The 26218-nt window shown below is 61.5% G+C and carries 28 protein-coding genes; 12 read left to right on the top strand and 16 right to left on the bottom strand.

Annotation, left to right across the window (positions count from 1 at the left end; all coding sequences use genetic code 11):
* Positions 1-10 precede the first annotated feature (10 nt).
* Positions 11-1063 carry a patatin-like phospholipase family protein gene (locus HP556_RS00575; RefSeq protein WP_170849844.1) on the bottom strand — a complete coding sequence of 351 codons (1053 nt, stop codon included), beginning with the start codon at positions 1061-1063 and terminating at the stop codon, positions 11-13.
* 226 nt (positions 1064-1289) lie between these two features.
* On the opposite strand from HP556_RS00575, the gene HP556_RS00570 reads away from it, so the two are divergent.
* Complete coding sequence (locus HP556_RS00570; RefSeq protein ID WP_420878634.1) at positions 1290-2360, top strand: hypothetical protein; 1071 nt, start codon at positions 1290-1292, stop codon at positions 2358-2360.
* 239 nt (positions 2361-2599) lie between these two features.
* On the top strand, positions 2600-5068 hold the full coding sequence (locus HP556_RS00565) for an EAL domain-containing protein (RefSeq protein ID WP_175365512.1): 2469 nt from the start codon (positions 2600-2602) through the stop codon (positions 5066-5068).
* Positions 5069-5075: 7 nt separating this feature from the next.
* On the opposite strand, the gene HP556_RS00560 is transcribed toward HP556_RS00565, so the two are convergent.
* From HP556_RS00560 to thrS, 3 genes are all read right to left on the bottom strand, one after another.
* Positions 5076-5642: a nitroreductase family protein gene (locus HP556_RS00560; protein WP_175365511.1), complete on the bottom strand. Its 567-nt coding sequence runs from the start codon at positions 5640-5642 to the stop codon at positions 5076-5078.
* A gap of 124 nt (positions 5643-5766) precedes the next feature.
* Positions 5767-5979 carry a hypothetical protein gene (locus HP556_RS00555; RefSeq protein ID WP_068731927.1) on the bottom strand — a complete coding sequence of 71 codons (213 nt, stop codon included), beginning with the start codon at positions 5977-5979 and terminating at the stop codon, positions 5767-5769.
* Positions 5980-5983: 4 nt separating this feature from the next.
* The gene (thrS, locus tag HP556_RS00550; protein ID WP_175365510.1) at positions 5984-8017 is read right to left on the bottom strand and encodes a threonine--tRNA ligase; all 2034 of its coding nucleotides are present in this window, start codon (positions 8015-8017) and stop codon (positions 5984-5986) included.
* Positions 8018-8214: 197 nt separating this feature from the next.
* Here thrS and HP556_RS00545 point away from each other — a divergent pair, with 197 nt between their 5' ends.
* Positions 8215-9339: an MFS transporter gene (locus HP556_RS00545; protein ID WP_175365523.1), complete on the top strand. Its 1125-nt coding sequence runs from the start codon at positions 8215-8217 to the stop codon at positions 9337-9339.
* On the opposite strand, the gene HP556_RS00540 is transcribed toward HP556_RS00545, so the two are convergent.
* Positions 9336-9662 carry a GrlR family regulatory protein gene (locus HP556_RS00540; RefSeq protein WP_093762042.1) on the bottom strand — a complete coding sequence of 109 codons (327 nt, stop codon included), beginning with the start codon at positions 9660-9662 and terminating at the stop codon, positions 9336-9338. The two genes, HP556_RS00545 and HP556_RS00540, sit on opposite strands and share 4 nt — an antisense overlap.
* 139 nt (positions 9663-9801) lie before the next feature.
* On the opposite strand from HP556_RS00540, the gene HP556_RS00535 reads away from it, so the two are divergent.
* Positions 9802-10236 carry a DUF3574 domain-containing protein gene (locus tag HP556_RS00535; RefSeq protein ID WP_338117511.1) on the top strand — a complete coding sequence of 145 codons (435 nt, stop codon included), beginning with the start codon at positions 9802-9804 and terminating at the stop codon, positions 10234-10236.
* On the opposite strand, the gene yidD is transcribed toward HP556_RS00535, so the two are convergent.
* Positions 10233-10571: a membrane protein insertion efficiency factor YidD gene (gene yidD / locus HP556_RS00530; RefSeq protein ID WP_175365509.1), complete on the bottom strand. Its 339-nt coding sequence runs from the start codon at positions 10569-10571 to the stop codon at positions 10233-10235. The two genes, HP556_RS00535 and yidD, sit on opposite strands and share 4 nt — an antisense overlap.
* A 237-nt stretch (positions 10572-10808) precedes the next feature.
* On the opposite strand from yidD, the gene HP556_RS00525 reads away from it, so the two are divergent.
* Entirely contained in the window at positions 10809-11747 is a 939-nt protein-coding gene (locus HP556_RS00525) for a COG3904 family protein (protein WP_246297246.1), read from the top strand.
* A gap of 11 nt (positions 11748-11758) precedes the next feature.
* Here the strand turns inward: HP556_RS00525 and HP556_RS00520 are convergent, their stop codons facing one another.
* Positions 11759-12223, bottom strand: a complete 465-nt coding sequence (locus tag HP556_RS00520) for an iron-sulfur cluster assembly scaffold protein (RefSeq protein WP_175365508.1) — start codon at positions 12221-12223, stop codon at positions 11759-11761.
* A gap of 339 nt (positions 12224-12562) precedes the next feature.
* Positions 12563-13093, bottom strand: coding sequence for a hypothetical protein (locus HP556_RS00515; RefSeq protein ID WP_175365507.1), 531 nt, complete (start codon positions 13091-13093; stop codon positions 12563-12565).
* 487 nt (positions 13094-13580) lie between these two features.
* On the opposite strand from HP556_RS00515, the gene folE reads away from it, so the two are divergent.
* Complete coding sequence (folE, locus tag HP556_RS00510) at positions 13581-14288, top strand: GTP cyclohydrolase I FolE (protein ID WP_175365506.1); 708 nt, start codon at positions 13581-13583, stop codon at positions 14286-14288.
* Between the two features lie 103 nt (positions 14289-14391).
* A complete protein-coding gene (gene hisI / locus HP556_RS00505) occupies positions 14392-14832 on the top strand; it encodes a phosphoribosyl-AMP cyclohydrolase (protein ID WP_175365505.1) in 441 nt (146 codons plus the stop codon).
* Positions 14833-14850: 18 nt separating this feature from the next.
* Here hisI and HP556_RS00500 read toward each other — a convergent pair whose 3' ends face one another.
* A complete protein-coding gene (locus tag HP556_RS00500) occupies positions 14851-15546 on the bottom strand; it encodes a hypothetical protein (RefSeq protein ID WP_175365504.1) in 696 nt (231 codons plus the stop codon).
* Between the two features lie 227 nt (positions 15547-15773).
* Here HP556_RS00500 and HP556_RS00495 point away from each other — a divergent pair, with 227 nt between their 5' ends.
* Together HP556_RS00495 and HP556_RS00490 are read left to right on the top strand one after the other, a co-directional pair.
* Positions 15774-16763 (top strand): transglycosylase SLT domain-containing protein, encoded by a 990-nt coding sequence (locus HP556_RS00495; RefSeq protein WP_175365503.1) that lies wholly within the window; start codon positions 15774-15776, stop codon positions 16761-16763.
* Between the two features lie 295 nt (positions 16764-17058).
* A complete protein-coding gene (locus tag HP556_RS00490) occupies positions 17059-18231 on the top strand; it encodes a DUF2336 domain-containing protein (protein WP_175365502.1) in 1173 nt (390 codons plus the stop codon).
* Positions 18232-18379: 148 nt separating this feature from the next.
* Here the strand turns inward: HP556_RS00490 and HP556_RS00485 are convergent, their stop codons facing one another.
* The 6 genes from HP556_RS00485 to HP556_RS00460 form a co-directional block, all read right to left on the bottom strand.
* Entirely contained in the window at positions 18380-18961 is a 582-nt protein-coding gene (locus HP556_RS00485) for an Hpt domain-containing protein (protein ID WP_175365501.1), read from the bottom strand.
* A 22-nt stretch (positions 18962-18983) separates the two neighbouring features.
* On the bottom strand, positions 18984-19529 hold the full coding sequence (locus HP556_RS00480; RefSeq protein ID WP_068731951.1) for a response regulator: 546 nt from the start codon (positions 19527-19529) through the stop codon (positions 18984-18986).
* A 95-nt stretch (positions 19530-19624) separates the two neighbouring features.
* On the bottom strand, positions 19625-20335 hold the full coding sequence (locus HP556_RS00475) for an alpha/beta hydrolase (RefSeq protein ID WP_175365500.1): 711 nt from the start codon (positions 20333-20335) through the stop codon (positions 19625-19627).
* Positions 20336-20366: 31 nt separating this feature from the next.
* Positions 20367-21146, bottom strand: coding sequence for an NAD kinase (locus HP556_RS00470; RefSeq protein ID WP_093762060.1), 780 nt, complete (start codon positions 21144-21146; stop codon positions 20367-20369).
* Positions 21147-21268: 122 nt separating this feature from the next.
* Positions 21269-22657: a serine hydrolase domain-containing protein gene (locus HP556_RS00465; protein WP_175365499.1), complete on the bottom strand. Its 1389-nt coding sequence runs from the start codon at positions 22655-22657 to the stop codon at positions 21269-21271.
* Positions 22658-22772: 115 nt separating this feature from the next.
* Positions 22773-23333, bottom strand: a complete 561-nt coding sequence (locus tag HP556_RS00460) for a tetratricopeptide repeat protein (protein ID WP_175365498.1) — start codon at positions 23331-23333, stop codon at positions 22773-22775.
* A 67-nt stretch (positions 23334-23400) separates the two neighbouring features.
* On the opposite strand from HP556_RS00460, the gene HP556_RS30145 reads away from it, so the two are divergent.
* Both HP556_RS30145 and HP556_RS00450 read left to right on the top strand, forming a co-directional pair.
* Positions 23401-23910: a His-rich protein BRANT gene (locus HP556_RS30145; protein WP_246297244.1), complete on the top strand. Its 510-nt coding sequence runs from the start codon at positions 23401-23403 to the stop codon at positions 23908-23910.
* Positions 23911-24131: 221 nt separating this feature from the next.
* Positions 24132-24563 carry a hypothetical protein gene (locus HP556_RS00450; protein WP_246297243.1) on the top strand — a complete coding sequence of 144 codons (432 nt, stop codon included), beginning with the start codon at positions 24132-24134 and terminating at the stop codon, positions 24561-24563.
* 18 nt (positions 24564-24581) lie between these two features.
* On the opposite strand, the gene HP556_RS00445 is transcribed toward HP556_RS00450, so the two are convergent.
* A complete protein-coding gene (locus HP556_RS00445) occupies positions 24582-24863 on the bottom strand; it encodes a hypothetical protein (protein ID WP_147421562.1) in 282 nt (93 codons plus the stop codon).
* Between the two features lie 22 nt (positions 24864-24885).
* Here HP556_RS00445 and HP556_RS00440 point away from each other — a divergent pair, with 22 nt between their 5' ends.
* Complete coding sequence (locus tag HP556_RS00440; RefSeq protein ID WP_089264886.1) at positions 24886-25605, top strand: outer membrane protein; 720 nt, start codon at positions 24886-24888, stop codon at positions 25603-25605.
* The last annotated feature ends 613 nt before the right edge of the window (positions 25606-26218 follow it).

The raw sequence follows: 26218 nt of genomic DNA, 5'->3' as shown, positions 1-26218 counted from the left end.
CCCGCCGTGCTCAGCTCTGCGAAGTGGTCGGCTTCTGCGCAACGACTGGCGCAGGTGAGTTTGCCACTTCGGGGGCGAGGATTTCGATCGCCTCTTGAATGGACTCGACGGCGCGTTCTGCAGCACGCGCGCCAAGCGTGATCATTTCTTCGGCGCGGTGGAAATCGAACCAGCCGATGCGGCCAACGCGCGGTGCGATCAGGAGATCCGGCGGATCGCCGGCAAGGCGCGCGCGGGTGATGCGATCCTGCATGATGTTGAAGGCATCGACCATTACGGTAGAGATGCCCGGTCGTCCGCCGCCACCGAAGAATTCGCGTTTCATGGTGCGCTCGGCCGAGAAGAACTTGCTGAAACCGCGCTTGGGCTCTTCGACTTCGATGATGGGCTCGGCCATTTCAGGTCCCGTGCCATGGTCGAAAATCGTGGTCGAATGGCCAAACACGTCATTGCTGAGATTGGCTGCGATGACAATCTCAGCGCCCAGCGCGCGCGCCGCCGATACCGGCACCGGATTGACCAGCGCGCCGTCGACCAGCCAGCGATCGCCGACCAGAACCGGAGAGAAGATGCCCGGCAGCGCATAGGACGCGCGCATTGCATCGACCAGGCGACCATGAGTCAGCCAGATTTCATGGCCAGTGCGCACCTCGGTGGCGACGCTGGCGAATTTCAGCGGGAGATCTTCGATCAGCGTATGGCCCAGCGACGCTTCGAGCTGTGCGGCCAGCTTGTTGCCGCCGATCAGGCCTGAGCCGTTCAGGCGAATGTCGAGATAGCTGAGAATATTGCGGGGCTGCAGACTGCGCGCCCATTCCTCGAGCGTATCGAGGTGGCCGGCGGCGTAGGATCCGCCAACTACGGCACCGATCGAGGTGCCCACCACGACGTTCGGGACGATGCCATGGGCGAGCAAAGTGCGGAGGATCCCGATATGGGCGAAACCGCGCGCCGCACCGCCGCCCAGCGCCAGACCGATGATCGGACGTCGAACGCTTCCCAAACCAGGCTTGTCGCGACCGTTCGCGCCATTCTGGCCGCGCCCCATCAAAATCTCCAGCACACTAAGCTCCTCGACGCCGCCGATATTAAATGCAGCTGCGCCATCATTCCAGACGGTAGCTAATTCATGATTTATGTCGCGTTTGCGAGGTTTAGGCACCAAATGTGACTGCAGAGCGACCCGTTACCGCACGGCGCACCGGTTCCTGGGGGCCTCACGCGATTGTGGGTCTGGCGGCGAGACAGCCGCGTCAAGGCTTGAATTTGTCGCGTTTTGGGTGAAAAGCATGATCATGACTGCACGGGGCCATGATTTGCGAACATCCGGCCGGAGCGGACGGCTGGCTATGGTGCTGGCCCTCGCTCTGCTGCAGGCTGTTGCCTTGCCCCAAGCCGCATCTGCGCAGTTCTTTTCGGACCGTCCGGCACCGGTTCCGCCGGGCTCGATCCCGGATGTCCCGTCGGGTCCGGCCATCAGCCTCGCGCCGCCGTCCGGTCCTGCTTCCACCCCCCTGTTGCCGGCGCCGCTGACGCAGCCGCCGGTCGCCAATGTCGCGCCGCCCGTGCCATCGCCAGTCCAGGCTGCTCCAACGGGCCCCGCACAGGGCGTGCTGGCGCTGACGGCGCGCTATGGCAAGGATATGCCGGTCATCAATAGCGGTCTGGTCTGGCGGGTTTATTCCGACAGGCCGGACGAGACTGGTGCCTTCAAGCTGATCCGCGAGGATCGCGGCGCCACGCCGAACATCGTGCTGCCGCCGGGCAGCTATGTGGTCCATGTGGCGCTGGGCCTTGTGAGCGCCGTTCGTCCGGTGACCATCAAGTCCGAGACCGATCGTGAAGCGTTCGTGCTGCCCGCAGGCGGATTGCGGATCGAGGGCCGCGTCGGCACCACGAAGATTCCACAGAACCAGATCTCGTTCTCGATCTACAAGGGCAGCCAGTTCGAAGGCGGCGAGCGCACGCCGCTGCTGCCGAGCGTTCCTGCCGGTGATGTCGTGCTGCTGCAGGAAGGCACCTACTACATCATCTCGAATTACGGCGACGCCAATTCGGTGGTGCGCTCCGACATCCGCGTGCAGGCGAGCAAGCTCACCGACGTGACCATCACGCATCGTGCGGCAGTCATCACCATGAAGCTGGTGAGCGACAAGGGCGGCGAGGCCCTGGCCAACACCGCATGGTCGGTGATCACGCCGGCCGGCGACGTCATCAAGGAATCGATCGGCGCCTTCCCGCGCGTCACACTGGCGGAAGGCGAGTACCGCGCCATCGCCAAGAACGAAGGCAAGGTGTTCGAGCGCCCCTTCAACGTCGTGAACGGTGTCGACGGCGAGATCGAAGTCGTCGCGCGCTAACTGCTGCTCGCAAGCTACTCAACAATCTTCCAGAACAAAGATCTCGTTGCAGACAACACGCTTCAAACGCGAATGAATTGTCATGCGCGTGTCATGGTCCTGAATCGCCAACTAACCATCGTGCCAGTTTGTCGCGTTATAACACGTCGTTGCCGTCCGCGGCCGCGGAACGTTTACATGACGTTAATCCCCATAGCCCGAATAGCACGTATCGCTACAAGTGTTCCGAAGGGGATGTCGTGATCGCGGCCAGACAGTTATCCGGAAGCCCGGACGTCAAGTTGTTCGACGACATTCCCGCCTTGCAACGCAAATGGCGGGCGGCCGTTCGTCCCGGCCAGATTCTGCCCGGCTATGAAGAAGTGATGCTCGGCAGTCTTGGGCGGATGGCCGATCACATCGTCCTGCTGAAGGTCGAAGGTGAGACGCTCGAAGTGTCACGCAGCGGCCGCTATGTGCAACAGTGGTTGGGTGACGATCGCTGGGGCATTCCGCTCGACGTGCTGGCACCTGATTGCGTGCGTGCGCTAACGGAAGCCGCAAACTGCGCGTTGCAGGCCAACAGGCCGCATCTGATGGTGGCGCATTGCGTGCGTGACGGTCTCGTCCACACCTATGACATTCTGGCGCTGCCGACAGCGTCACGCTGGGGTGGCCGGTTGGTCGGCGTCTATGTCAACGAGCAGGGCACCCGTTACAATCTGGTCGATGCGATCTTCTCGTCGACGGACGAAGGCATCGTGTCGCTTGCGGCAATCCGGGATTCTGCAAGCCAGGCTTTTGACTTCCAGATCGTGCATCATAATCAGGGCGCTTCGCGCCTGCTGAAAGTATCACCCGCCGACCTTCAGTGGCGCAAGCTGAGTGCAGGCGGTCACGCATTGTCGCTGCCGAGCGTGACGAAATGGCTGCTGTCCATGATCGCCAATGGCCAGAGCGGTCAGCTTGAAATCGACAGCGATGATCGCAACCTTCGGCTCAGCGCCACCGCTTTTGGCGACTTGGTGTCGCTGACTGTGTCTGACGTCACCGACATTAAGCGCCGCGAGGCCTCGTTCCGGCTGCTGTTCGACAGCAATCCGATGCCAATGTGGGTGTTCGATGCCGAGACGATGGATTTTCTCAGCGTCAATGACGCGGCTGTCGCGCATTACGGATACGATCGCGCCACTTTCCTGCGCATGCAACTCAAGGAAATCTGGCCGCGCGATGAATGGGAGCTCCACACGCGTGCGCTGATGCAGCTCGGAGATATCTATCAGTCGGATCGCAACTGGCGCCACCTGAAGGCCGACGGAAGCGAGATCGAGGTGCTGACCTATGGCCGCCGCGTGATGTTCGAAGGCCGCGACGGCTTTCTCGTGGCTGTTGTCGACATTACCGAGCGTCGCAAGGCCGAGGCGCGTGTGGCGCATATGGCGCATCACGATGCGCTGACGGATTTGCCGAATCGTGTTTTTTATCAGGAGCGTCTGGCCCAGGCGCTGGATCACGACAATCCGACCAAACATGTCGCGGTTCTCTGCATTGATCTCGATCTGTTCAAGAACGTGAATGACTCATTCGGTCATCCGATGGGGGATCGGCTGCTGAAGATGGTCGCCGCGCGGATGCGCGCCGAGGTCCGCGGCAACAATCTTGCAGCCCGGCTCGGCGGCGACGAATTTGCCGTGGTGTTGGCAGCCGATATCACGCCCAACGAAGCCAACGATTTTGCCGCGCGGCTGATCGAGATCATCAGCGCGCCCTATGACATGAACGGCGTCGAGGTTGTGATCGGCGCCAGCATCGGTATCGCCATGTCACCTGGCGATGGCGATACCAGCGAAGAGCTGATGCGCAATGCCGACATGGCATTGTACCGGGCCAAGTCCGAAGGCGGCGGTGTGCATCGCTTCTTCGAGCGCGAGATGGATCGTCAGGCGCAGAAGCGCCGCGACATGGAGCTCGATCTGCGTAGCGCTTTCGCTGATGGGGACTTTGAATTGCACTACCAGCCGCTGGTCGATCTGGCCGCCGATCGCATCACTGGATTCGAAGCGCTGCTGCGCTGGAAACATCCCGACAAAGGCATGATCTCGCCTGCGGATTTCATCCCGGTCGCCGAGGATATCGGCCTCATCGTCACGCTCGGCGAGTGGGTGCTGCGCAAGGCCTGCGCCGAAGCTGCCAAGTGGCCGGACGATATCAAGGTCGCGGTCAATCTCTCGCCGGTGCAGTTCCGCAGCCGCAACCTGGTGCAGGTCGTTGTTGCCGCGCTGGCTTATTCCGGCCTGTCGCCGCATCGTCTGGAGCTGGAAATCACCGAGTCGGTGTTTCTTGCGGAAACCGAGGCCAACCTGGCTATCCTGCATCAGCTGCGTGCGCTGGGCGTCCGCATCTCGATGGACGATTTCGGCACCGGCTATTCCAGCCTGAGCTATCTCCGCAGCTTCCCGTTCGACAAGATCAAGATTGATCGGTCTTTCGTGAAAGATCTGATCGAGCGCCCCGATTGTGTCGCCATCGTGCGCGCAATCTCAGGACTCGGTCGCAGCATGAACATCACCACGACGGCTGAGGGCGTCGAGACGATCGATCAGCTCGACTGGCTGCGCGCGGAAGGCTGCAACGAGGTGCAGGGCTTTCTGTTCAGCCCTGCGAAGCCAGCATCGGAAATCGAGAGCCTGCTGCGACGGTTTGGCAGCCAGGCGTCCCAGGCCGCGTAAATCCGGTTCAGAACCGGGTCACGACGTCCTTGAGTTCTGGCCGCGGCCGGTCCTCGATCACCTTGTCGGGTTTGCCGCCGATATGGATGAAGCCGGCCAGTTTTTCATTGGCGGCGAGGCCGAGGCCTTCGAGCACGTCGCGGTCATAGACCATCCAGCCGGTCAGCCAGTTGGCGCCATAACCCATGGCTGTGGCGGCCGACACAATATTCAAGCAGCTCGCACCTGCGGACAGTTCCTGCTCCCATGGCGGAATCTTCGGATGCTGCTTGATGATGCTCACCACGCCGATCACCAGCGGCGCTTCCGTCAGCTTGTGTTTCTGCGCCTCGATCTCCTCGACAGGTGCATCGGGATTCTTCCGTGCGAACACGGTGGCGATGACGTTGCCCGCGCGTTTGCGGGCGTCACCCTCGAAAATGATGAAGCGCCATGGCGCCAGCTTGCCGTGGTCCGGCACCCGTGCCCCAATGGTCAGGATGGTTTCGAGTTCGGCGGATGAGGGGCCGGAGCCGGTCATTTCGCGCGGTTTGACGGAGCGGCGGGTCTTCAGGAAGTCGATGATGTCGGGCACGGGCAGTTCTCACAGATGAGGATGCGCAGAATTCGCAGGAATTGAATGACCGCTTACCACGCGAAAAGGCCCGCCACGAGGCGGGCCTTGCTGATTTAGACGGATTGTGACCGCGCGCATCCGCTCAGCTGACCGTTTTGTGCTCCGGCATCTTGGAGGCGCGGTCCAGCAGATCCCGGCCCAGATCCTCCAGCACGGCCCGCGAGGCCAGATAGAGGCTATGGCCACGCTCAGTCTCGAATGCCAGCGCGACCACGTCCGGCCGGTTGGGATCGGCGATCAGCTGATAGGACCGAAGCGGATAGGCTTCGATCTCGATCTCTTCATCGTCGCTCATCGGCTCATCCCTCTGCCAGTGCGCGCTTCACGTCGGGCGGTGTCGCCTCGTCGACCAGTGCGGCGAGGGCTTCCTCGAGCGAACTGACCTTCTGGCCGTCGCTGCCGAGGCGGCGCACCGAGACCTGGCCGGTTTCGGCTTCCTTCTTGCCGACCACGAGCAGGGCAGGGATCTTGGCCAGCGAGTGTTCGCGGACCTTGTAGTTGATCTTTTCGTTGCGCAGATCGATCTCGACGCGGAGGCCGGCCTTGCGCGCGGCTGCGGCGACGACCTTGGCGTACTCATCGCCTTCCGAGGTGATCGTGGTGACCACCACCTGCACCGGCGACAGCCAGAGCGGGAAGTTGCCGGCGAAGTGCTCGATCAGGATACCGATGAAGCGCTCCATCGAGCCGCAGATCGCGCGATGCACCATCACCGGCGCCTTCTTCGATCCGTCGGCGTCGATATAGAACGCACCGAAACGCTCCGGCAGGTTGAAGTCGACCTGCGTGGTGCCACACTGCCAGTCACGGCCGATGGCGTCGCGCAGCACATATTCGAACTTCGGTCCGTAGAACGCGCCCTCGCCAGGCGAGATCTCGGTCTTGATGCGACCACCGGACTGGCTTTCGATCACCGACAGCACGGTGGCCATCACGCGCTCGGCGTGATCCCACATCTCGTCGGTGCCGACGCGCTTTTCCGGCCGCGTCGACAGTTTGACCACGATGTCGCCGAAGCCGAAGTCGGAATAGGTCGACAGGATCAGATCGTTGATCTTGAGGCATTCGTCGGCGAGCTGTTGCTCGGTACAGAACACATGGGCGTCGTCCTGGGTGAAGCCGCGCACGCGCATCAACCCGTGCATGGCGCCCGATGGCTCATAGCGATGCACGACGCCGAACTCGGCAAGGCGCAGCGGCAGGTCGCGGTAGCTCTTGAGGCCATGCTTGAAGATCTGCACGTGGCCAGGGCAGTTCATCGGCTTCAGCGCAAACCAGCGCTTGTCCTCGGCTTCGTCGCCGGCGGACTGCGCCGCGAACATGTTCTCGCGGTACCATTCCCAGTGGCCCGAAGTCTCCCACAATACCTTGTCGAGGATCTGCGGCGCATTGACTTCGCTGTAGTCGCCATTGAGGCGGCGGCGCATATAGGCGATCAGCGCCTGGAAGATGGTCCAGCCCTTGGGATGCCAGAACACGACGCCCGGGCCTTCTTCCTGGAAGTGGAACAGGTCGAGTTCGCGACCCAATTTACGGTGGTCGCGCTTCTCGGCTTCCTCGATCTGTTTCAGATACGCGTCGAGGTCTTCCTGTTTGGCGAAGGCCGTGCCGTAGATTCGCGTCAGCATCGGATTGTTGCTGTCGCCGCGCCAATAGGCGCCGGCCACCTTCATCAGTTTGAAGGCGTTGCCGACCTTGCCGACCGACGTCATATGCGGGCCGCGGCAGAGGTCGAACCAGTCGCCCTGGTAGTAGATCTTGATCGGCTCGTTGCCGGGAATGGCGTCGACCAGCTCGACCTTGAAGGCTTCGCCCTTGTCGCGGAAGACCTGTTTGGTCTTCTCGCGATCCCAGACGTCCTTGGTGAACGGTTTGTCGCGCGCGATGATCTCGCGCATTTTCTTCTCGATCGCGCCGAAGTCCTCGGGCGTGAATGGCTCGTTGCGGAAGAAGTCGTAGTAGAAACCGTTCTCGATCACCGGACCGATGGTCACCTGGGTGCCCGGCCACAGCGTCTGCACGGCTTCGGCCAGCACATGCGCCGCGTCATGCCGGATCAGCTCCAGCGCGCGGGGGTCGTCGCGGTTGATGAAATCGATCTTGGCGTCGGCGTCGATCGGATCGGAGAGATCCGAGACGGTGCCGTCCAGCGCCATGGCGACGGTGCGCTTGGCCAGCGACGGCGAGATGCCCTTGGCGATCTCGAAACCGGTCGTGCCCTTCGCAAATTCGCGCTTGGCGCCGTCAGGGAATGTAACGGTGATATTGTTGGTTTCGGCGGGGGTGAGGTTGGCGAGGCCGAACTTGAATCCCGAGCCTTCATTCTCTGTCATGTCTTCTCTCCTGTGGCTCACTCCTGCACACGGGCGCAGGTAAGCGGACGAGCGGTATAGCAGCCGATTCGGGCGTTGCAACACCAGTCTGGCTGACCTGATTTGCACGCTTGGCTTGCAGGTTTGACTTGCATGCAGTTGCATCCATAAGATGCGATATCTTGACAGTCTCCCGCCCTTACGCGCCCACCGCACTCATGATCGGTAATTTCGTCACCGGCATCGGCCTGCTGGGGCCGACGGCGATGCTTGGCGAGCTGTCGGCGGGGCTGGGTGTCACGATGCGCGAGGCAGGACTGCTCATCACCTTCGGCGCAGTGATGCTGTGCATCTGCTCACCGCTGATGTCGTGGCTGACCAGCCGGATCGAGCGGCGGCACATGTTGATCGGCGTCATCGCGGTCGTGGCCGTGTGCAATCTCGCTTCGGCCCTTGCGCCCAACTATGCGGTGCTGCTCGCTATCCGCCTGGTGATGTGCATCGCTGCGGCACCGTATACTCCGCAGGCGGCAGGCGTGGTCGGCATGCTGGTGCCGCCGGAGAAGCGGGGTAGCAGCGTCGCTTACGTCTTTCTCGGCTGGACCCTCGCCGCTGCGGTCGGTCTGCCGCTGGTGACTTTCATCGCCAGCCGCTTCGGCTGGCGCGAGGTCTATGGCTGCGTCGGCGTAATGAGTTGCATCAGTCTAGTGTTGCTGGTGTGGCGGATTCCGCGCGGGCTGTTCGGCGCCACTGTCGATCTCAGCACATGGTCGTCGCTGGCGCGCAACCGGCTCGTGCTGTTGTTGCTGTCGATCACCATGCTGCAGATCGCCGGGCAGTTCTCGATCTTCACCTTCATGGCGCCGCTGCTCGAACGTCTCGCGGGCGCAGGGCACGACGCAGCGGCATCCGTCTTCGCGATCTACGGCGTCTGCGGTTTTCTCGGCATCATGACGGCGACGCGGATCGTCGATAGCTGGGGGCCGCTGAGGACCTCCATTCTATCGACATCGCTGGTGTTGGCCGGCATGACGGTCTGGACGCTCGGCGCAGGCCATCTGCCCGTGATGGCGCTCGGCGTCGCGATCTGGGGGCTCGGCTTCGGCGCCATCACGTCGATGCAGCAGGTCCGCTTGATCATGGCGGCACCGTCGGCCGGTGCGGCGTCGGTCTCGCTCAATACATCGATGCTCTATGTCGGCCAGGCGATTGGATCGGGCATCGGTGGCGCGCTGTTCGCCGGCGGATACTTCCACGCGTCGGGGTTTGTCGCGATGGGTTTCCTGACGACGGCACTGGTGGCCATCGCGTTCAGCCGTAAAATGTCGGGACGTGTCGCTTAGTCGCAGATGCGGGTCAGTTGCGCCTTGAACGGCACGCCGGGCAATTGCAGCGCACTGCCTTCGAAATCGAGCAGGTCGCCATTGACGCGACCGGTCAATGCCAGTGTGACACCTTCAAAGCCGAACACCGACTTGAAGCTCTGATCCGGGTTGTAGCGTTTCGATGACACCTTGACAGAGATGGTCTCGCCTCTGTTTTGATAGTTGCCCATGAAGGCGAAAGCGGAGTTGCCGCCGCGCAGCTTTCCGCCGATTGCATAGACGACGCCGGTCCCGGTGCCATGAATAGTATGAAAATGTACTTCGTATAGGCCGTCTTCCACCTGAGTGCCCCGGGCAATGATGTTAAGTGAAGATGAATTTGGCGAGATGAAGTGGCGGCACCCTATGGTATCAAATGTTATTCAACAATCCCACCAGTAGGCATTTTGTAAAAATAGCTTTGATAATTTGAGGTTCGGTGTGCCGCGACATATCCGCCAACTGTTCTCCGCATGCCTTGCTACATTAACAGTCAGTGTGCTGATGAGCGGCTGTGCATGGCTGCCGCCGCAAGCGTGTCTGCCGCCGTCGCGCGTCATGGTGTCTGCGGAGATGATCTTCGGCCGCAACATTGGCGATCGGCCCGGTATCAGCGAATCTGCATTTGCAAATTTCGTCGCAAGGGAAATCACGCCCCGCTTTCCCGATGGTCTCACTGTCATCGATGGAGACGGGCAGTGGCGCGACGGCGTGCGTAATGTTGATGTCCGCGAAAGGGCAAAGGTCGTTCTGATCACTTTCGCCGACGACGCTCAGAAACGTGCCGACCTCGTTGCCATCGCGGACAGCTATAAGCGGCAGTTCAATCAGCAGTCCGTGCTCACGAAGGTCGGCAATGTCTGCGTAAGCTTCTAGTTTGCGCTGTCATTGACACCGCGCCAGCGCGCGTAGCGCCACGGTGTGTACCAACGGGCATCGGGCGACAGCTTGACCGGCACGTTGTCGATACCCGACGTGCCCCATGGCTGGCAGCGGAGCAGTCGGGCCAGTGTCATCCAGCCGCCGGCCCACAATCCGTAGCGCTCGATCGCTTCGTCGCCATAGACCGAACAGGTTGGCAGGTGCCGGCAATTGTAGCCGACCAGCGGAGACAGCGTGTGGCGGTATATCCAGATCATGCCGCGACCGGCATTGCGCGGCAGCCGTTGAATAGTACCGACGCAGTTCGGGCACATGGATGAATGTTTCATGGTCGGATTGCTATCAGATCAGCCGGGTTTTGCCCGGTTCCTTTGCATGGAACCTATCTACTTATGCATTGGAGACACACCTGCCAATTTATTGCATGCAGTGCAGCAAAAGTAACTGGACGCTGCGGCGAAGCTCGTTAGGTTTTCACTTAACGCCCGTGTGACAGAATCATGAGCGTTGTTTGGGGCCGTTGCCATTGCTCATGAGAGTGCGGGGAAGGAACCGACTTGGGACGTATGAGGTCGCTTCGATCAGGTAGTTCGGCGCTGTTTCGCGCCGCGGCCTTTTGCATCGTTCTTCCCGGACTCGCGGCGGGCCTGCTGGCTTCGGCCGTGTCCTCTGCCCAAGCTGCAGCCGTTCTCGAAGAACGCAAACTCCCGATGCGCTTCACCTGGGTGGCCTGCGAGCCGAATTGCCGTGGCTGGATCGGCGCGGTGGGGATTGTCACCGGCGACACCGTCAGGGATTTCGACGAGTTTTCCAAAGGCCGCGATCTGACTGACGCGACAGTGGTGCTGGATTCCAGCGGCGGCTCGGTCAATGACGCCATCACCATGGGCCGGCGCTGGCGCAAGCTTGGTCTGCGCACCACAGTCGGTATCACGGTCGACCTGCAATCGTCCTCGGGCGTCATGAAGCCGGCGGTCGTGCCGCAGGCCTATTGCGAATCCATGTGCGTTTTTCTGCTGCTGGCGGGCAAGACCCGGTATGTGGCCGAGGAATCCCTGGTGCGCGTCCATCAGATCTGGATGGGCGACCGCGCCGACGACCCGAAGGCTGCGAGCTATACGGCAAATGATCTGATGATCGTCGAGCGGGATATCGGCCGTCTCGCCAAATACACCTTCGACATGGGAGGCACTGGCGATCTCTTGTCATTGTCGCTCAGCGTGCCGCCGTGGGACGATCTACATCGGCTTACGGAAGCCGAGTTGAAGCTGACCAATCTGGTCACCAGCCATAGTGTCGGTGATGTGTTGCCCGAGCCTCGCGAGCAGCAGGCGCCGGTTGCATCACTGGTGCCGAAGTCGGTACAGGATCGTTTCGTGAGCGGGCCGGAGAATGAAAACACCCCGGTTGCTTCGGCGCCGGTCGTGTCTTCGACGAAGTCGACCAAGACGGCCGAGGCTTCGGTGCCGACTGGCGGCGTCGCATCGGCACCGTCAGGGAAATAGCCGCGCTGGCGTTATGCCGGCGTCGGCTGGCTAGCTCCGGTGTTTGACTTGGCTTCAATCTGCCCGATGGCGTCCACGACCGCATCGAATGTGAGAAGCGTCGAGGCATGGCGCGCCTTGTAGTCGCGGACCGGTTCGAGCAGGGCGATATCTGCCCACTTTCCATCCGATGGCGGTGCGCCGTTTTCCTTCAGCATCTTGCGCACGGTCTCGCGCAGCGCACGCAATTCTCCGGCGGTCGAGCCCACCACATGACGCGCCATGATCGACGACGAGGCCTGGCCGAGGGCGCAGGCCTTCACGTCATGGGCGAAGTCGGTGACCACATCGGCATCCATCATGAGATCGATCTTGACGGTCGATCCGCAAAGCTTGGAATGGGCGGTGGCTGACGCATCGGGGGCAGGGAGGCGGCCCAGCCGGGGAATGTTACCGGCGAGCTCGATGATGCGCTTGTTATAGATGTCGTTCAGCATCTGGTTCGGACCTTAACTGTACCATCGGTCACCGGGATCACGTCTTTGGCGCGCGAGGAACTGGACTCTATATAGCGTCCATTCCATGAAATAAAAGATCAGCAGTTTCAATGGTCTGTGAGCAGTTATGTTTTTGGCGACGCACGGATTTTGCAGGTCGCAGCCGTCTCCCTCATGTAGGGACACTCTAGCGGCCGCCCAACATCTTCAGAAGGAAGGCGCGCCGATCGGGTCACATGCGATCCGTGAGGGCAACAGATCTAAAGCCTCGATGATCTTCGATCAGCCGGCGCTCCTCCTTGAGACAGACAAAAAGAATTCCGTATCCCTCCGCGCCGCTTAATCGCTTCCGCGGCTGACGTCGCGCCGAGCCTGCGCGCGCTTGTTCGCCTGCGACACCCTCCCAATCCGTGAAGGAGGAATCTTGATATTCCGGCGCCGGCTCGGGATGGAGCGCATTCCTTCACCAGGGCGAAGATCATTCTGCGGTCGAGAGAATTGCTGTGCCCGTCGCAGGGCCAATGCGCGCCTGGCGGTCTCTCCGAGTTCCTTTTTTGCTTCGAAGTTCTGCAGGCGCTTCAGCTCCTTGCTAACGCGTTTTATAGCAGCAACGAAGACTTGCTTGCGCTGAGTTGCATGCTCGGCTGTTCCCGAAAAGCTGCTGCCCCTCGGTTCGGCTTTTCCTCTTGCTTCGCGCTGTCGATGCCGCGCTAGGGTGTGCTCCTTGCCATGAAAATCCCGTAGCCTCGAACGAAGGCTCTCCAGCTTGTCGCGCGTTAATTTGCCGATGGCGGGATGATGAGTAGCAAGAACGATTTCTTGCTCGTCGTGTTTCAGAATGCTGATTTCATACTTGCAGGATGCCGCCATCGCCTTTTCCTCCAACCAATGCCTAGGTTACGGATCGTTCGCGCTGTTTCTGGCATCTCCCTCCGAACCTGCGTCCTCCATAAGAGTCGCGCGGGGAGCTGTTTGACGCGATGCGCGCTGCCAAGATTGTTTCTCCGCGCCGTTCTGAAGTATCGGGTCATCACCCTAGGCTCACATGGGAACTGCCCGCATTGCCCTTGAATCGCGTGCTGGGAATAATAGGAAAAAGACCAACGATTTAAATGTGATGAGTGGGTAGCCTGATGGCTGGCAACAGTCGTAATGGTCCACTATATAGGGCGGAGCCCGGCGAACAGAGCGCCGGGCGTTCTCCAGATCGCCGGAATTTGAGAATTCAGTTCGGCGGCCTCGGTGTTATTGTCGCAAGACGATGTTTTATTGACGGACTCAGGCGTCCGGCGGCCTTGCCGCCCCGTCTGCCCGGTGACACTCCGGCCTCCCGTGGGGCCGGTCGAACGGAGTAAAGATGGACGCTGTGATCAAGCCGCTTCGCGGCAAATCCCCGGATGGCAAGCCGACCGAGAGCAAAGTGCAGGAATTCCGGCCGGCGGAGCTCGATCCCGCCGAATTTCTGGCTGCGGCGGTAAATCCCGACCAGCTGCGGCCCTCGCGCGCCGAGGCAGAGCAGGCCGTGCAGACTTTGCTCGCCTATATCGGCGAGAATCCGCAGCGCGAAGGCCTCATGGACACCCCGCGGCGCGTGGTCGAGGCCTATGATGAGCTATTCCAGGGGTATCATCAGTGCCCGGCCGAGGTCCTGAACCGGACCTTCGGCGAGACCGCGGGCTATGATGATTTCGTGCTGATCCGCGACATGGCCTTCGTCTCCCATTGCGAGCATCACATGATGCCGTTCTACGGCAAGGCGCATATTGCCTATACGCCGGTGGAGCGCGTCGTGGGTCTTTCCAAGCTGGCGCGTCTGGTGGATATCTTCGGCCATCGGCTGCAGACCCAGGAGCATCTGACCGCGCAGCTGGCTGCCGCGGTCGATGAAGTGCTGAAGCCGCGCGGCGTTGCCGTGATGGTCGAGGCTGAGCACACCTGCATGTCGGCCCGCGGCATCCGCAAGGAAGGCTCACGCACTTTCACCACGCGTTTCACCGGCAATTTCCGCGACAATCCTGCCGAGCAGGCGCGGTTCATGTCGATGATCCAGTCCATGTCGCGCTAAACCCACGTCGCGCTGATCGCGCGACGATCGTGATTTGCTGCTAGAGTGTCGGGCGCATCAGGCGCCCGATTTTCGTTTGACGACCACAGCGAGAGATTTTCCCGTGTCCAATACATCGCACGCGCACAGCCATGATCTCGAAGAAGGCCTCGTGCTCACGCCGAAATTCGACGCTGCCGGTCTCGTTACCGTCGTGACGACCGACGTGGCGAATGGCGACGTGCTGATGGTGGCGCATATGAATGAAGAGGCGCTGCGCAACACTATCGAAACCGGCGATGCCTGGTATTACAGCCGTTCGCGCAAGGCGCTATGGCGCAAGGGCGAGAGCTCGGGCAAGACCCAGCGCGTGGTCGAGATGCGGATGGATTGCGATCAGGATGCAATCTGGATCAAGGTCGAGCAGATCGGCGGCGCCGCCTGCCACACCGGCCGTCGCTCATGTTTCTACCGCGCGATCACCAAGGGCGAGGCTGGGGCAGCGAAGGTCTCGTTCATCGATGCGGACAAGGTGTTCGATCCGGTGTCGGTCTACGGAAGCTGAACTGGCTCTGATCTCAGGTCACGCCAGCCGGTTGGCGAAGTCCTGCCGGGACGTGGCGGCGCTGATGCCGGTCGGATCGGCGATCATGTCCATGTAATCGACGGCCGCCGACCGGAGCTGGCCGTCCTTCATGGTCATGACGCCAGACAGGGTCTGGATGTTCATCGAACGGATATTGTAGTTCTTCCAGGCTTCCGCCTGTTTCGCTTCGCTATTGGTCGATTTCTTCTGCTCGTTATAGAGATCGAGCGAAGCTTGCGCCGCCTTCAGGGCATTCAGGCCCGAGACTTCCTTCATCTCCTTGGCAAGCGCCGGATCGTCGCTGAACATCTTCTCGATCTTGGCCTTCCAGGGGCCTTCGGCAGTCACGTTGCCGAATTTGTCGACCTTCATATGCGTCGCATATTCCGGCGGGATGTTCATTTTCTCGAACGCTTTGGAGAGGCGGTCGGCCAGGGCGTCGGTTCGCTTCGTCAGCATTTCGTCGAATGTATCGGTGAGCCCTTCGGTCGCGGCCTGATCGGCCTTGGCCTTTTCGATGATCGCCTTGGCGCGGTCCGACAGCGATACAAAGGCGGCAGGGGCTGCCGGCGCAGATGCAGGCTTGTCGGATGAGACGGATGGCTTGGCGGGCGCAACGGCAGCGGGGGCCGCTTTGTCCCACGGTTGGGTCGACGTCGAATTCGCGTTTGCGCCATTTGGGACCGCAACCATCGTGATCTCCATTCCCGTTACCGACGGGAGCGAAGCTCCGTCAGACACATACGGAAACACTCTCGCGTTAATGCTCTGTAAAATATGCAACCAAGGATGGAGGTGTTGGGCGCCAAAACCGCCTTAGCGTTTCGTTAACCATGAATGTCCCACTGTGTCCGCGGCTTCCGCACGGCTGACAGGGCACGATTCCCGGTGGTCATGTCGCGGCAGCGGGGCACCACACTATGGCGGTCGACGCGACCAACCTCGCATCAGCACTCTCGTCAACGCGCAGTCAGGTGACCGGCGCGATCAAGAATGCTGCCGGCACCACGGGCACGAGCTTCGAATATCTGCTCGCCACCGCCAAGATGGAATCCAATTTCAATCCCACGGCCACGGCTTCGACATCCTCGGCCAAGGGCCTGTTCCAGTTCATCGAGCAGACCTGGCTCGGCACTGTGAAGGAAGCCGGCACGCAGCTCGGCTACGGCAAATATGCCGACGCCATCACCAAGTCGCCGTCGGGAAGTTATTCGGTGAGCGATCCGGCTGCGAAGGCTGAGATCCTGAAACTGCGTGACGATCCCGTCGCGAGTTCAGCGATGGCCGGCGTGCTGACGCAGTCCAACAGTTTCAAGCTCACTGGCGAGATCGGGCGCCGTCCCAGCGACTCCGAACTATACATGGCGCATTTCATGGGCGTCAGCGGCGCCTCCAAGCTGATCAACAATGCGGCGAACAATCCGAGCGCATCGGGCGCTGCACTGTTTCCGAATGCCGCCGCAGCGAACCGGCCAATCTTCTACGATCAGAGCGGCAGCGCGCGCAGCGTGTCTCAGGTCTATTCGGTGCTGTCGGCGCGCTATGACAGTGCTGCGAATTCCACGGCGACGCGGACGGCGATGGCATCCGCGGGTGTGGTGACGGCGCAGGCAGTCTCGCCACTGACGCCGTCCAGCAATGCGACGTTCCTGTCGCGCTTCCCGGATCTGAGCACGGCGCAGGTCGCAAGCTTTGCATCCGATCAGTCGTCGACGGCCGTGCAGGAACAGCCGATTTTCCGGTCGCTGTTCCAGGGCGGTGATCGTGCGCAACCTGTGTCGCCGGCCGTACAGGAATTGTGGGGCAACCGCACGTCACTGACGTCCACGTCGCTGCCGAAGGCACCTGAAGTCGGCGTGCCCAAGCCGCTCGATCTGTTCAGCGATCGCGCCGGGACTTTTAGTAGTTAGCTCCGTCCCCTCATGGTGAGGAGGCGCGCAGCGCCGTCTCGAACCATGAGCGGTTGGCAGGCATCGCCGCTAGCGGCCATCCTTCGAGACGCGCGCAAGGGCGCGCTCCTCAGGATGAGGCGGGATGTGTGATATTCACCGGGAGCCACAGATTTCCCCGCGTGTCCGATCCCTTAATAAAACCTCAACAAACCCATAAGCTTATGGTGAACCGTTTGTTAAGTGGGATGGTTTATTTTCTCTGACAGTGGCATCGCGTTTCGGTGTTGATCTTGTTGCGTAGGCTGGCAGAACCATGATTGTTCGGCAGTTCATCAGTTGGGTACGGACCGCTCCAGCCAGCGAGCGGGCAGAGGCAACGCGCTCTTTGGCGCGGGCCTGGATTTTTTCTGACCTTTCAGACGACGACCGTGCCGCCGCCGAAGGCGCGCTGCTGATGCTGCTCGATGACGCATCGCCGCTGGTGCGCCAGGCCATGGCGCAGGTTTTTGCCCGCGCGCCGTCGGCGCCCCCGGCCATCGTGCAGGCGCTGTCGGTGGATCAGCCCTGTGTGTCGCTTCCAGTGCTCGAACATTCGCCGCTGCTGATCGATGCCGATCTGGTCGACATCGTCGCGACGGGGAACAGCGAACTGCAATGCGCGGTCGCGCGCCGCATCAATCTGCCGATTTCGATCTGCGCCGCCATTGCCGAAGTCGGCTCTGCCGCTGCGGCGCTCGAACTCATTGAAAATCCGTATGCCGAACTGGCGCAATTCTCCTGGGATCGTATCGTCGAGCGTCACGGTCATCTCGCCGCCATCCGCGAAGCGATGCTGGCCCTTAGCGACCTGCCGGCGACGACGCGCCTCGCACTGGTGGCCAAGCTCTCCGAAACACTGACCCGCTTTGTCGTTGCGCGTAACTGGCTGTCGCCGGATCGTGCCGAGCGCATTGCCGACGAGGCGATGGCGCGCTCCACGGTCAATATTGCGTCGCGTTCGCGCGGCGACGAGATGCGCGATCTCGTCCATCACCTGCGCGAAGCCGGGCAACTGACCGTCGGCCTGATCCTCCGTGCCCTGCTGTCGGGCAATCTCGACCTGTTCGACCAGGCGCTGGTGGAGCTGTCCGGCCTGCCGCAGAGCCGCGTGGCCGCGCTGGTCTATGACGGCGTCGGTGCCGGGCTGAACGCATTGCTTGCCCGCGCAGGCCTGCCGGAGTCGACATTCCCTGCCTTCCGCGCCGCGCTGGCTGCGCGCAACGAAATCGGTTTCATCGGCTCTGTCGGCGGCGCGGTGCGGCTGCGCCGTCGCATGGTCGAGCGCGTGTTGACGGTGTGTGAGACCGACGAGGCGGCGTCCGAGCCGCTGTTGATCCTGCTGCGGCGTTTCGCAACGGAATCGGCCCGCGAGGAAGCGCGGGTGTTCTGCGATGAACTGGCCGAACAGGCGAATGCGCGCGACGAGTATCAGCTGATCGCGGCGTAGGCATCGAATATCTCAGTCGTCATGCCCGGCCTTGAGCCGGGCATCCATCGTTCGACACCAGCGCATTTCAATAGATGGATGGTCGGGTCAAGCCCGGCCATGACGTGGAGAGTGTTTCGATCGCATCAAACGAAATTGCGGAGCGACGCTATTCCTTCGGAACGATGCTCGGCGCCGAGATCATCTCGAGATGGTCCGGCCGATCCCGATTGACTAGCGTCAGATAGTCATCCGCAACAGCACGCAGGCGGGCGCTGAGTTCGTTGGCCACGCCGGCCTTCTCGATGGTGTTGTGCTCGCGCACGATGGCCTGGATCGCATCGATATGGTGCTGGATCAGATCCGGCGGCACCGCATCGAGATCGGGGGCGTGTTCGAGAATCCGGCACAGGCTTTCGGCGGCGACGCCAGCGGCAGGAAAGCCGAAGGTCGAGGCGTCGCCCTTGATGTCGTGAGCGGCGCGAAACAGCTCGCCGCGGGTGTGCGTATCGAAGCCCTTCTTCAGGATCGCGGCATGTGCTGCGGCAAGGCGGTCGCATTCGCTGCGCATCCAGGTCTTGAACTCGCCGGAGAGATTGGCCAGAGCCTGTTCGGCGCGCGCGACGGGATCGTCGAGCTCGCGATCGATCACGCGGCGGATCGCGTGCTTCAGTGTGTTCGGCGGCGTGATGACTTGGTGATCGGCGAAAGCCTGCACCTTCGGCGGCGCCGGCGCTTTGTTCTTGGCCATGGTCGTTTCTCCGAACATTGCGCTAGCCAGTGACACGGGCTTTATCCAGCAGCGACGGCTGCTGCAGAACCTCGGCCTCACCGCCATTGCGGCGTTCCGGTCCGATATAGGCGACGGTGGTGTTGCGGCGGCGATCCGGCCCGAAATAGTTCTTCGTCTTGATGAAGGGGCGGGGATGCGCAACCACGCTCATGATGCGCAGATAGAGACCCTTGGCCGAAATTGGTTTCGCCAGAAATTCGGTGACGCCGGCATCGCGCGCCATGGTGATGCGGCGTTTCTCGGAATGTCCGGTCAGCATGATGATCGGCGCGTAGGGATTGCCCTTGGAATCCGGCTGCCGGATCATCTGCGCCAGTTCCAGCCCGTCGAAAATCGGCATCGCCCAGTCGGCGATCACAATGTCCGGCACGTAGTGGCTGTACATTTCCAGCGCCGTGGCGCCGTCCTCGGCTTCGTAGACTTCGCGGGCGCCGAACGAATGCAGCAGCGTGCGCAGGATGCGCCGCATGTGCGGATTGTCGTCGCAGACTAGAAAACGCAGCTTGTTGAAGTCGATACGGAACATGATGCGGCTCGAACCGGGCTGGGACCGTTACCCGATGTTAACCATACCGCGCCGCGTCTTAACGAATGGTTGAGGCACTGCAGGAGCCCAGTCCGCTATGGGGACGTCCCAAGTCGACGCGATATTCCAAGAATCGCGTCCGCGGTCTCTGCGGGGCGGAGCATGGGATGCAAATGCGTGCCATTTAGCCTCGTAACTGGCCAGGCGCGTCGCTGAGCTTCTGCGGCTGCATGATCGTAAATTGTTGAAGTCTGGATGAAGCCGGCAGGCACATGATCCCAGCGCGGGAGTTCGATCGTGTCATCGAACCAATCGACGTGCATTTTGGGAAGTTCACTTTCGAATTGCGCGAAGGCTACGGGATCTCTGGCCAAGATATCAATGCCAACCAGAGATGCGCGACGGGCATCCCCAAAAAACCATTGTGACCAAATCGGAAGCGTCCCGTCGGCACCGGCGAGGTTTTTCACGTGGTCGCGCAAGGCGGGTCTGACGGGTGAGGCTGCGCCATGCGATGGGGGCACATCGCCATCGACAATGATGACGCCACGCATGGGCAGCCTGGTCGCCAGATCGACAGCAAGATGACTTGCAGAACTATGTCCCACCACAATCAGTTGGCTGCTCGGCACGATATGATCGAGAAGACTTTGGGTCCATGCGCTCCATGCAGGTGGCGAGGCATGGTAAGCCAATATGTCCGGTACTTGGACAAGGCATCCTGCCCCCCGCAGATGTTCGGCCGTCGACTCCCAGCTTGATCCTCGGACCAAGGGGCCTGCCACAAGGACGAAATCGAACGGCATAAGTCCCTCGGCGGTATCAGTTGGATGAATTCTAGTATCCGAACTGTTCGCTCAGGATGCGTTCTTCCAGGCTGTGGCCGGGGTCGAACATCATGCGCATCGAAATCGACTTGTCGGAGATGATTTCGACCCGCCGGACGTCGCGGGCTTCCTCGTTGTCGGCGACGGCGGCCACCGGGCGCTTTTCGCCTTCCAGCACCTCGATTGCGACGATCGCCGTATTGGGAAGCAGCGCGCCGCGCCAGCGCCGCGGGCGGAACGCGCTGATCGGCGTCAGTGCCAGCAGCGCGGCATTGATCGGCAGGATCGGACCCTGCGCCGACAGGTTATAGGCGGTTGAGCCGGCCGGCGTAGCCACGAGGATGCCATCGGCGGCAAGTTCGGCCATCCGTTCGCGTTCATCGATGAGGATGCGCAGGCGCGCCAGTTGATGCGTCTGGCGAAACAGCGAGACCTCGTTGATGGCGTGATGGATGTGCACGCCGCCATGGACGTCCGTGGCGCGCATCAGCAGCGGGTTGATCAGCGTCTCGCGCGCCGCGGTGAGGCGCGCATGCAGATCAAGCGTCGAGAACTCGTTCATCAGGAAACCGACGGTGCCGCGATGCATGCCGTAGATCGGTTTGCCCGTGCGCATGAAGTCGTGCAGCGTCTTCAGCATCAACCCGTCGCCGCCGAGGGCTACGATGATATCGGCGGTTTCCGGATCGGCATTGCCATAGAGCTGCGTCAGCTGGTCGAGCGCTGCCTGCGCTTCACCGCTGGTACTGGCCACGAAGGCGATCCGGTCATAGCGCTTGGACGGGTTCATCAGGGGATCGCCGGCTCATGCTGCGTGATTGCGCGGGGTCGTCTAGCCGACCTCGCTGGGGCTTGTCGAGCGAAAGGATAGCAGGTCTTTGAGACGGCCGGGCTGCAGGGAGCGCCGCATCGTTAACGGGGCGAGCGGCGCCCGGTTGCTCCATATTTGCGGGTCAACTCCTCCGCGACCGCCTTTTCGGGCCTTAATTTGCTGCCGGCGAGCCAAACCTCGGTCACTTTCCCGGTCTTGCTACGGACCCTCCGGACTGCTTCCCCATAACTGGAATAACCCGCGGCCGCGGCGATCGTGCCCTTGTCCTTGCCGGTCACCTCGATCTCGGCGACGTCCATGAAGGGATTGATCGCCTGAGGCGTGGCGACCAGCACCCGGTCTCCGATGGGCACCAGATCAAACGCGCTCCATGAGGTCCACATGCGTCCCGTCCAGTCGCGGACGCGCTTTTGCGGCGCGCCGCGCTGGGCGAATGCGCGCAGGATATGCATGGCGCCATCAACCCAGATGGGCGCCCAGCCGTCGGTGGCGTTGGTGAAAACCGAGATCGTCAGCTCGCAGGCCGGGATAACGGCGGTGCGCGAGATATAGCCATGAAATCCGCCATTGTGGCCGAACCAGTCCCAGCCGGCGGTGGTGCCGTTCATGGTGCCGAGGCCGTAATAGCTCTCGATAGTTGCGTGCGGATTGCGCCAGTGCCGCCGCGTCATCTCACGCCGGCCCGCCGCAGACAGCACGCTGTGCTTTGCATTGGGTGCAAGCTGCGCGAAGAAGCGCGCGATGTCGGCTGCGGTGCTGACGAAGCCCGCAGCAGGCGTGATGGCGTGGCACGGCGTGTCGCCGGGAATGACCAGACGGCGGTCGAGCGGAAGCCGCGGCGTATGACCTTGCGCGAGGGGCGCGCCCTTTGTCAGCGGCATGTCGGGCTGGGTCTCGCGCAGGCCGACCGCATCAATGATCTCGCGCCTGATCCAGTCGCGATAGGGCTCGCTGGTGACAGCTTCGATGACGAGGCCGAGCAGGCCAAAGCCATGGTTGGAATATTTCAGCCGCGTGCCGGGCGCAATCGCGGGCGGTTGCTGCAGCTCGGACAATAGCTCCTTCTTGTCGAGATAGGGGCGGCTGTCGATGAACTGCCCGGCATCGACGCCGTCGCGCGTGAGGCCGGCGGTATGCGACAGTAATTGTCCGATAGTCGTTGCAGCGACCTGCGGATGCAGGCCTTTCACATGGTCGCCAACGGGATCGTCGAGGCGCAATTTGCGTTGCTCGCGGAGCTTCATCAGTCCGGCAGATGTGAAGCTTTTCGAATGCGAGGCGATCCGGAAGCGATGCCGCGGCGTCAGCTTCTCGCCGGTCGCGAGGTCGGCGTGACCGAAGGCATATTCAGCGACGATCTTGCCGCGATGCGCGATGGCCACGAGGCAGCCGGGTTGCTGCGTCGTTGCCATCTGGAATGAGAGCCAGTCGTGGATGTAGTCGAGCGCGGGCTTCAGCCAGGGATCCATCAGAGGTCTCAATGTGAGGAGAGCGTCGCAGCCGCGAATATGAGCTGATCTCTCAGCCATAACAAAGCCGGCGCAATCCGAAGGACTGCGCCGGCTGACTGATCCGCGAATGGGATCAGTAGGTGGGACCGGAGCCGGGCGCCTTGTCCAGCGCAGCAGCGAGCGATTTATATTCGGCTGAATCTTTGCCGCTCAGCGCAGCAATCTTGTTGAGATGATACTGCGCCTGATCGCGGTTGCCCTGTTCGACCTGCCACAATCCGTAATACTGCCAGGTGCGGACATGGGCGGGGTCGGCCTTCAGCGCGCGCTCGTACCAGATCTGCGAGACCTTGTAGTCGCCGAGCTTGCGATAGGAGTAGCCGATCAGGTTGGCGACATCGGCGCGGTCGTCCTGGCCGAGCGCCTTGAGCTGCGCGATGGCGGCCGCGTAGTCCTGCTTGTCATAGACCGTGGCATAGGCCGCACGATAGTCAGCGAGGAACGCGGCATTCTCGCTGTTCGGATTCCTGGTCTCGGTTTTCTTCTTCTTGTCCTTGGTGCCCTTGGTGTCGGACGCCGGCGGTGCGGAAGGCGTATCGCCGCCTGCGGCATAGGCCGGGGTCAACGAGGGCGTGGCGGCAACGGCCACGGAAAACATTGCCAGCGTCGTCAGCCTGATCGCGAGGTGGGTCATGCAGCGCTCCTGTTTGCAACAGCAATAATCTGACACGGAAGTCTCAGGTTGTGAACACCGGGCGTGGGTGTTCATTCCCGCCTTTGCCGGCATGGGAGCAGACTTGTGGCAGCAGACTTGGGGCAGGACGCCTGACCCAGCCGATCATGACGAGGATGTCATCGAGATGAACGAAGCCTGTCCGGCTTCCTCAGAGTGGGTTCAGCGCAGCGTCGCTAGTCTGACTGCATTGATCGACAAGCCCGGCCAACCGACCGGTCAACTTCGTGATCGAGACCGACAGGAGACGACCATGTTGAAGAAAATTTCCACCGCGTTGATCGTAGTTTCCATGCTTGCCGCTCCCGCGATGGCTGCCGGTATCGCCAAGACCACGCCGGCGCCGATCACCAAGCCGGTGACGTCGGCCGATAACAAGGTGCAGGCCAAGCCCGGCGTGCTGAACGCAAATGCGAAAATGGTCCGCCATCATCACCGCCATGCCCGTCCTCATCATCGCTTCCACAAGAAGATAAGCGTTCACAAAGTTCACAAGCACACCGCCATCCAGACCACAGTCGCGCACAAGCGCGGCTGAGGGGGCTCCGCGGTCGCGGCCTCATATTGCCCAGCCGCGATCGCGGAGTTTCAACGGCCGGCCTGCTGCGCCTATCCCCTGGGATGCATAACATCCCTGAGGTGCAGCAGGCTGGTTCGTTCGCGCGGGTCCGTCACCGAGATGCGAATTCCAATTCCCGGGCGAACCGTCTAGGACAGGCATGACGGGAACACGCCTGCGTAATTGAGACGGCACGACGGATGAGACGGCATTTGGGGATATCGGCGAAACAGGCAGTAGCGGTACTGCTGCCGCTTTGGCTTGCAGCATGCGGAGGAGGCGGCGCCGGTGGCATCAGCTTCACGGATGACCAGGGCGTTGCCGCGCAGCCATTTCCGACCAATTATCGCGTCGATCTGCTGGCGTTCTTCAAGACCTATCTGAACAATCCGGTCGGCGTTCGTGACGCCATGATGGCGGAGCCGGTGCAGCGCACCGTCGGCGGACGGCTGCGCTATGTCAGTTGCGTGCGCTACACGGCGAAGGATTTCGATGGCAGATACACCGCGCCGCAGGAGCGGGCGGTATCCTATGTCGACAAGCGCCTCGATCGCATTGTCGAGAATGTCACCGAAGCCTGCGCCGGCGCCACCTACGCGCCGTTCCCCGAAATGGAAAAGATGACGCGGTAGCGCGTTGTTGGCAGCTCTTTAGATCTGCTGTCGGTGCTCGATGCGAGCACGATCAATGCCGACGTTGGCGCCCTCAACTGACCGCAACGTCGCCACGAGATTGCCGCAGCCCGGCGTGGGTATCTGGACACTGAAAACCCGATCAAGTTCGTGTGAGCATTGAACCAAAAGCCATTTCGCTCCGCCTGAAAATGAATAAATCCAAAAGTGTTGCTGCTTTGTCGCAGTCGGCAAACATCGATGTGGCAACGCCTGCCGTGAAGCAACCAAACTGCCGCCACGTTGTTTTTCGATGGTCATTACGCAACACAGGGGAACAACCATGAAGAAGCTTTTGCTCAGCGCGTCGGCCATCGTTGCCGTGGCCGCGATCTCATCTTCAGCCTTCGCTGCCGACCTTCCGGCGCGGACCTATACCAAGGCCCCGGCCTATACGGCGCCGGCTTTGGTCTACAATTGGACCGGTTTCTACATCGGCGGCCATCTCGGCGGCGCCTTCGGTGACGGCAACAGCCTCGTCGGCGATAGCGGCCGGTTCATGGGCGGTGTGCAGGGCGGCTTCGACTATCAGTTCGCCACCAACTGGGTGGTCGGTGTCGAAGCCCAGTACAGCTGGCTGGCGAGCAGCAATACCAGCCTCGTCTTCCCGAATGGCACGACCATCACGGGCGGCGGTAACGATCAGCTCGGCTCGGTCACCGGTCGTCTCGGTTACACCTGGGGTCCGGCACTGCTCTACGCCAAGGGCGGTTACGCCTGGAAGGATAACAACAACCTGACCATCGCCGCTGTGGCTCCCGCGGTTGCTGTGATCGATGGCAACAAGAAGGACGGCTACACGGTCGGTGGCGGTCTCGAATACATGTTCTCGCCGAACTGGTCGGGCAAGGTCGAATATCAGTACTATAACTTCGGCAACACCACGATCACCTCGACGGCCATTCCCGGCGGCTCGACGAGCTTCAACAACGACGAGCACACCATCAAGGCCGGCCTGAATTATCGCTTCGGCTGGGGCGGCCCGGTGGTCGCCAAGTACTGAGCAAGTACGACATCGATTCGATCTTCGACGGAAAGGCCGGCATCACGCCGGCCTTTTTTGTTTGTGGGGGTGTCGTCCTGCCGCTGCGTGTGTGGCGCTAATAGCGCGTTACGTCGTCACGGATTCAAATTTCAAACAGCCACTGTTCTTCAGACATGCGTCATCGCCCCCATTGTTTGCGGCGCGGGGGCGCCGTCGTCTCTTGCATTCCCGCCCCCTGTGAGAGGGCGTGCGGAACGCCGGGTGCCCGTTGCACCCTTGGTGCCTGATGCGAATGCGGTCTTCCGCAATTTAGAGTGCATCAGGACTTTCGGAGGCGCCGAGCGAGTGCCCAGCGTTCCGCCTGCGGTATTTTTTCGGTTGCTTGCACATCTGCCATGGCGAACGGTCCCATCACCAAAATTAATGTCCCAGGGCGGAGGGACAGGGTAGCCGCAAAGCACTTGGCCGAACGCGTTTCGATTTGGTCGTCCGTCACACTGTCCGGGGCTCTTTCCATCCCAAGGTCGGCCGTCTCCTTGCCAGTGGCAGTGCTGGCGCAGATCCGTCCTGCCCGAAGACAGACGTCACCCCCAAACCGCGTGACGCCGCATCTCCGGCGTCCACCGCATCC

It is taken from the genome of Tardiphaga robiniae (assembly GCF_013359755.1).
In the GTDB taxonomy this organism is placed as follows: Bacteria; Pseudomonadota; Alphaproteobacteria; order Rhizobiales; family Xanthobacteraceae; genus Tardiphaga; species Tardiphaga robiniae.
The sequence above is the reverse complement of the archived record's forward strand: the minus strand, read 5'-3'. Positions and strand labels throughout refer to the sequence as shown.

Bases quoted from the DNA above. Each gene is read 5' to 3' on its own strand.
- HP556_RS00570 (WP_420878634.1), top strand. From the start codon at position 1,290: ATGATCATGACTGCACGGGGCCATGATTTGCGAACATCCGGCCGGAGC.
- HP556_RS00555 (WP_068731927.1), bottom strand. From the start codon at position 5,979: ATGAGCGACGATGAAGAGATCGAGATCGAAGCCTATCCGCTTCGGTCC.
- thrS (WP_175365510.1), bottom strand. From the start codon at position 8,017: ATGACAGAGAATGAAGGCTCGGGATTCAAGTTCGGCCTCGCCAACCTC.
- HP556_RS00545 (WP_175365523.1), top strand. From the start codon at position 8,215: ATGATCGGTAATTTCGTCACCGGCATCGGCCTGCTGGGGCCGACGGCG.
- yidD (WP_175365509.1), bottom strand. From the start codon at position 10,571: ATGAAACATTCATCCATGTGCCCGAACTGCGTCGGTACTATTCAACGG.
- HP556_RS00525 (WP_246297246.1), top strand. From the start codon at position 10,809: ATGAGGTCGCTTCGATCAGGTAGTTCGGCGCTGTTTCGCGCCGCGGCC.
- HP556_RS00520 (WP_175365508.1), bottom strand. From the start codon at position 12,223: ATGCTGAACGACATCTATAACAAGCGCATCATCGAGCTCGCCGGTAAC.
- HP556_RS00515 (WP_175365507.1), bottom strand. From the start codon at position 13,093: ATGGCGGCATCCTGCAAGTATGAAATCAGCATTCTGAAACACGACGAG.
- folE (WP_175365506.1), top strand. From the start codon at position 13,581: ATGGACGCTGTGATCAAGCCGCTTCGCGGCAAATCCCCGGATGGCAAG.
- HP556_RS00500 (WP_175365504.1), bottom strand. From the start codon at position 15,546: ATGGTTGCGGTCCCAAATGGCGCAAACGCGAATTCGACGTCGACCCAA.
- HP556_RS00495 (WP_175365503.1), top strand. From the start codon at position 15,774: ATGGCGGTCGACGCGACCAACCTCGCATCAGCACTCTCGTCAACGCGC.
- HP556_RS00490 (WP_175365502.1), top strand. From the start codon at position 17,059: ATGATTGTTCGGCAGTTCATCAGTTGGGTACGGACCGCTCCAGCCAGC.
- HP556_RS00485 (WP_175365501.1), bottom strand. From the start codon at position 18,961: ATGGCCAAGAACAAAGCGCCGGCGCCGCCGAAGGTGCAGGCTTTCGCC.
- HP556_RS00480 (WP_068731951.1), bottom strand. From the start codon at position 19,529: ATGTTCCGTATCGACTTCAACAAGCTGCGTTTTCTAGTCTGCGACGAC.
- HP556_RS00475 (WP_175365500.1), bottom strand. From the start codon at position 20,335: ATGCCGTTCGATTTCGTCCTTGTGGCAGGCCCCTTGGTCCGAGGATCA.
- HP556_RS00470 (WP_093762060.1), bottom strand. From the start codon at position 21,146: ATGAACCCGTCCAAGCGCTATGACCGGATCGCCTTCGTGGCCAGTACC.
- HP556_RS00465 (WP_175365499.1), bottom strand. From the start codon at position 22,657: ATGGATCCCTGGCTGAAGCCCGCGCTCGACTACATCCACGACTGGCTC.
- HP556_RS00460 (WP_175365498.1), bottom strand. From the start codon at position 23,333: ATGACCCACCTCGCGATCAGGCTGACGACGCTGGCAATGTTTTCCGTG.
- HP556_RS00450 (WP_246297243.1), top strand. From the start codon at position 24,132: ATGAGACGGCATTTGGGGATATCGGCGAAACAGGCAGTAGCGGTACTG.
- HP556_RS00445 (WP_147421562.1), bottom strand. From the start codon at position 24,863: ATGACCATCGAAAAACAACGTGGCGGCAGTTTGGTTGCTTCACGGCAG.
- HP556_RS00440 (WP_089264886.1), top strand. From the start codon at position 24,886: ATGAAGAAGCTTTTGCTCAGCGCGTCGGCCATCGTTGCCGTGGCCGCG.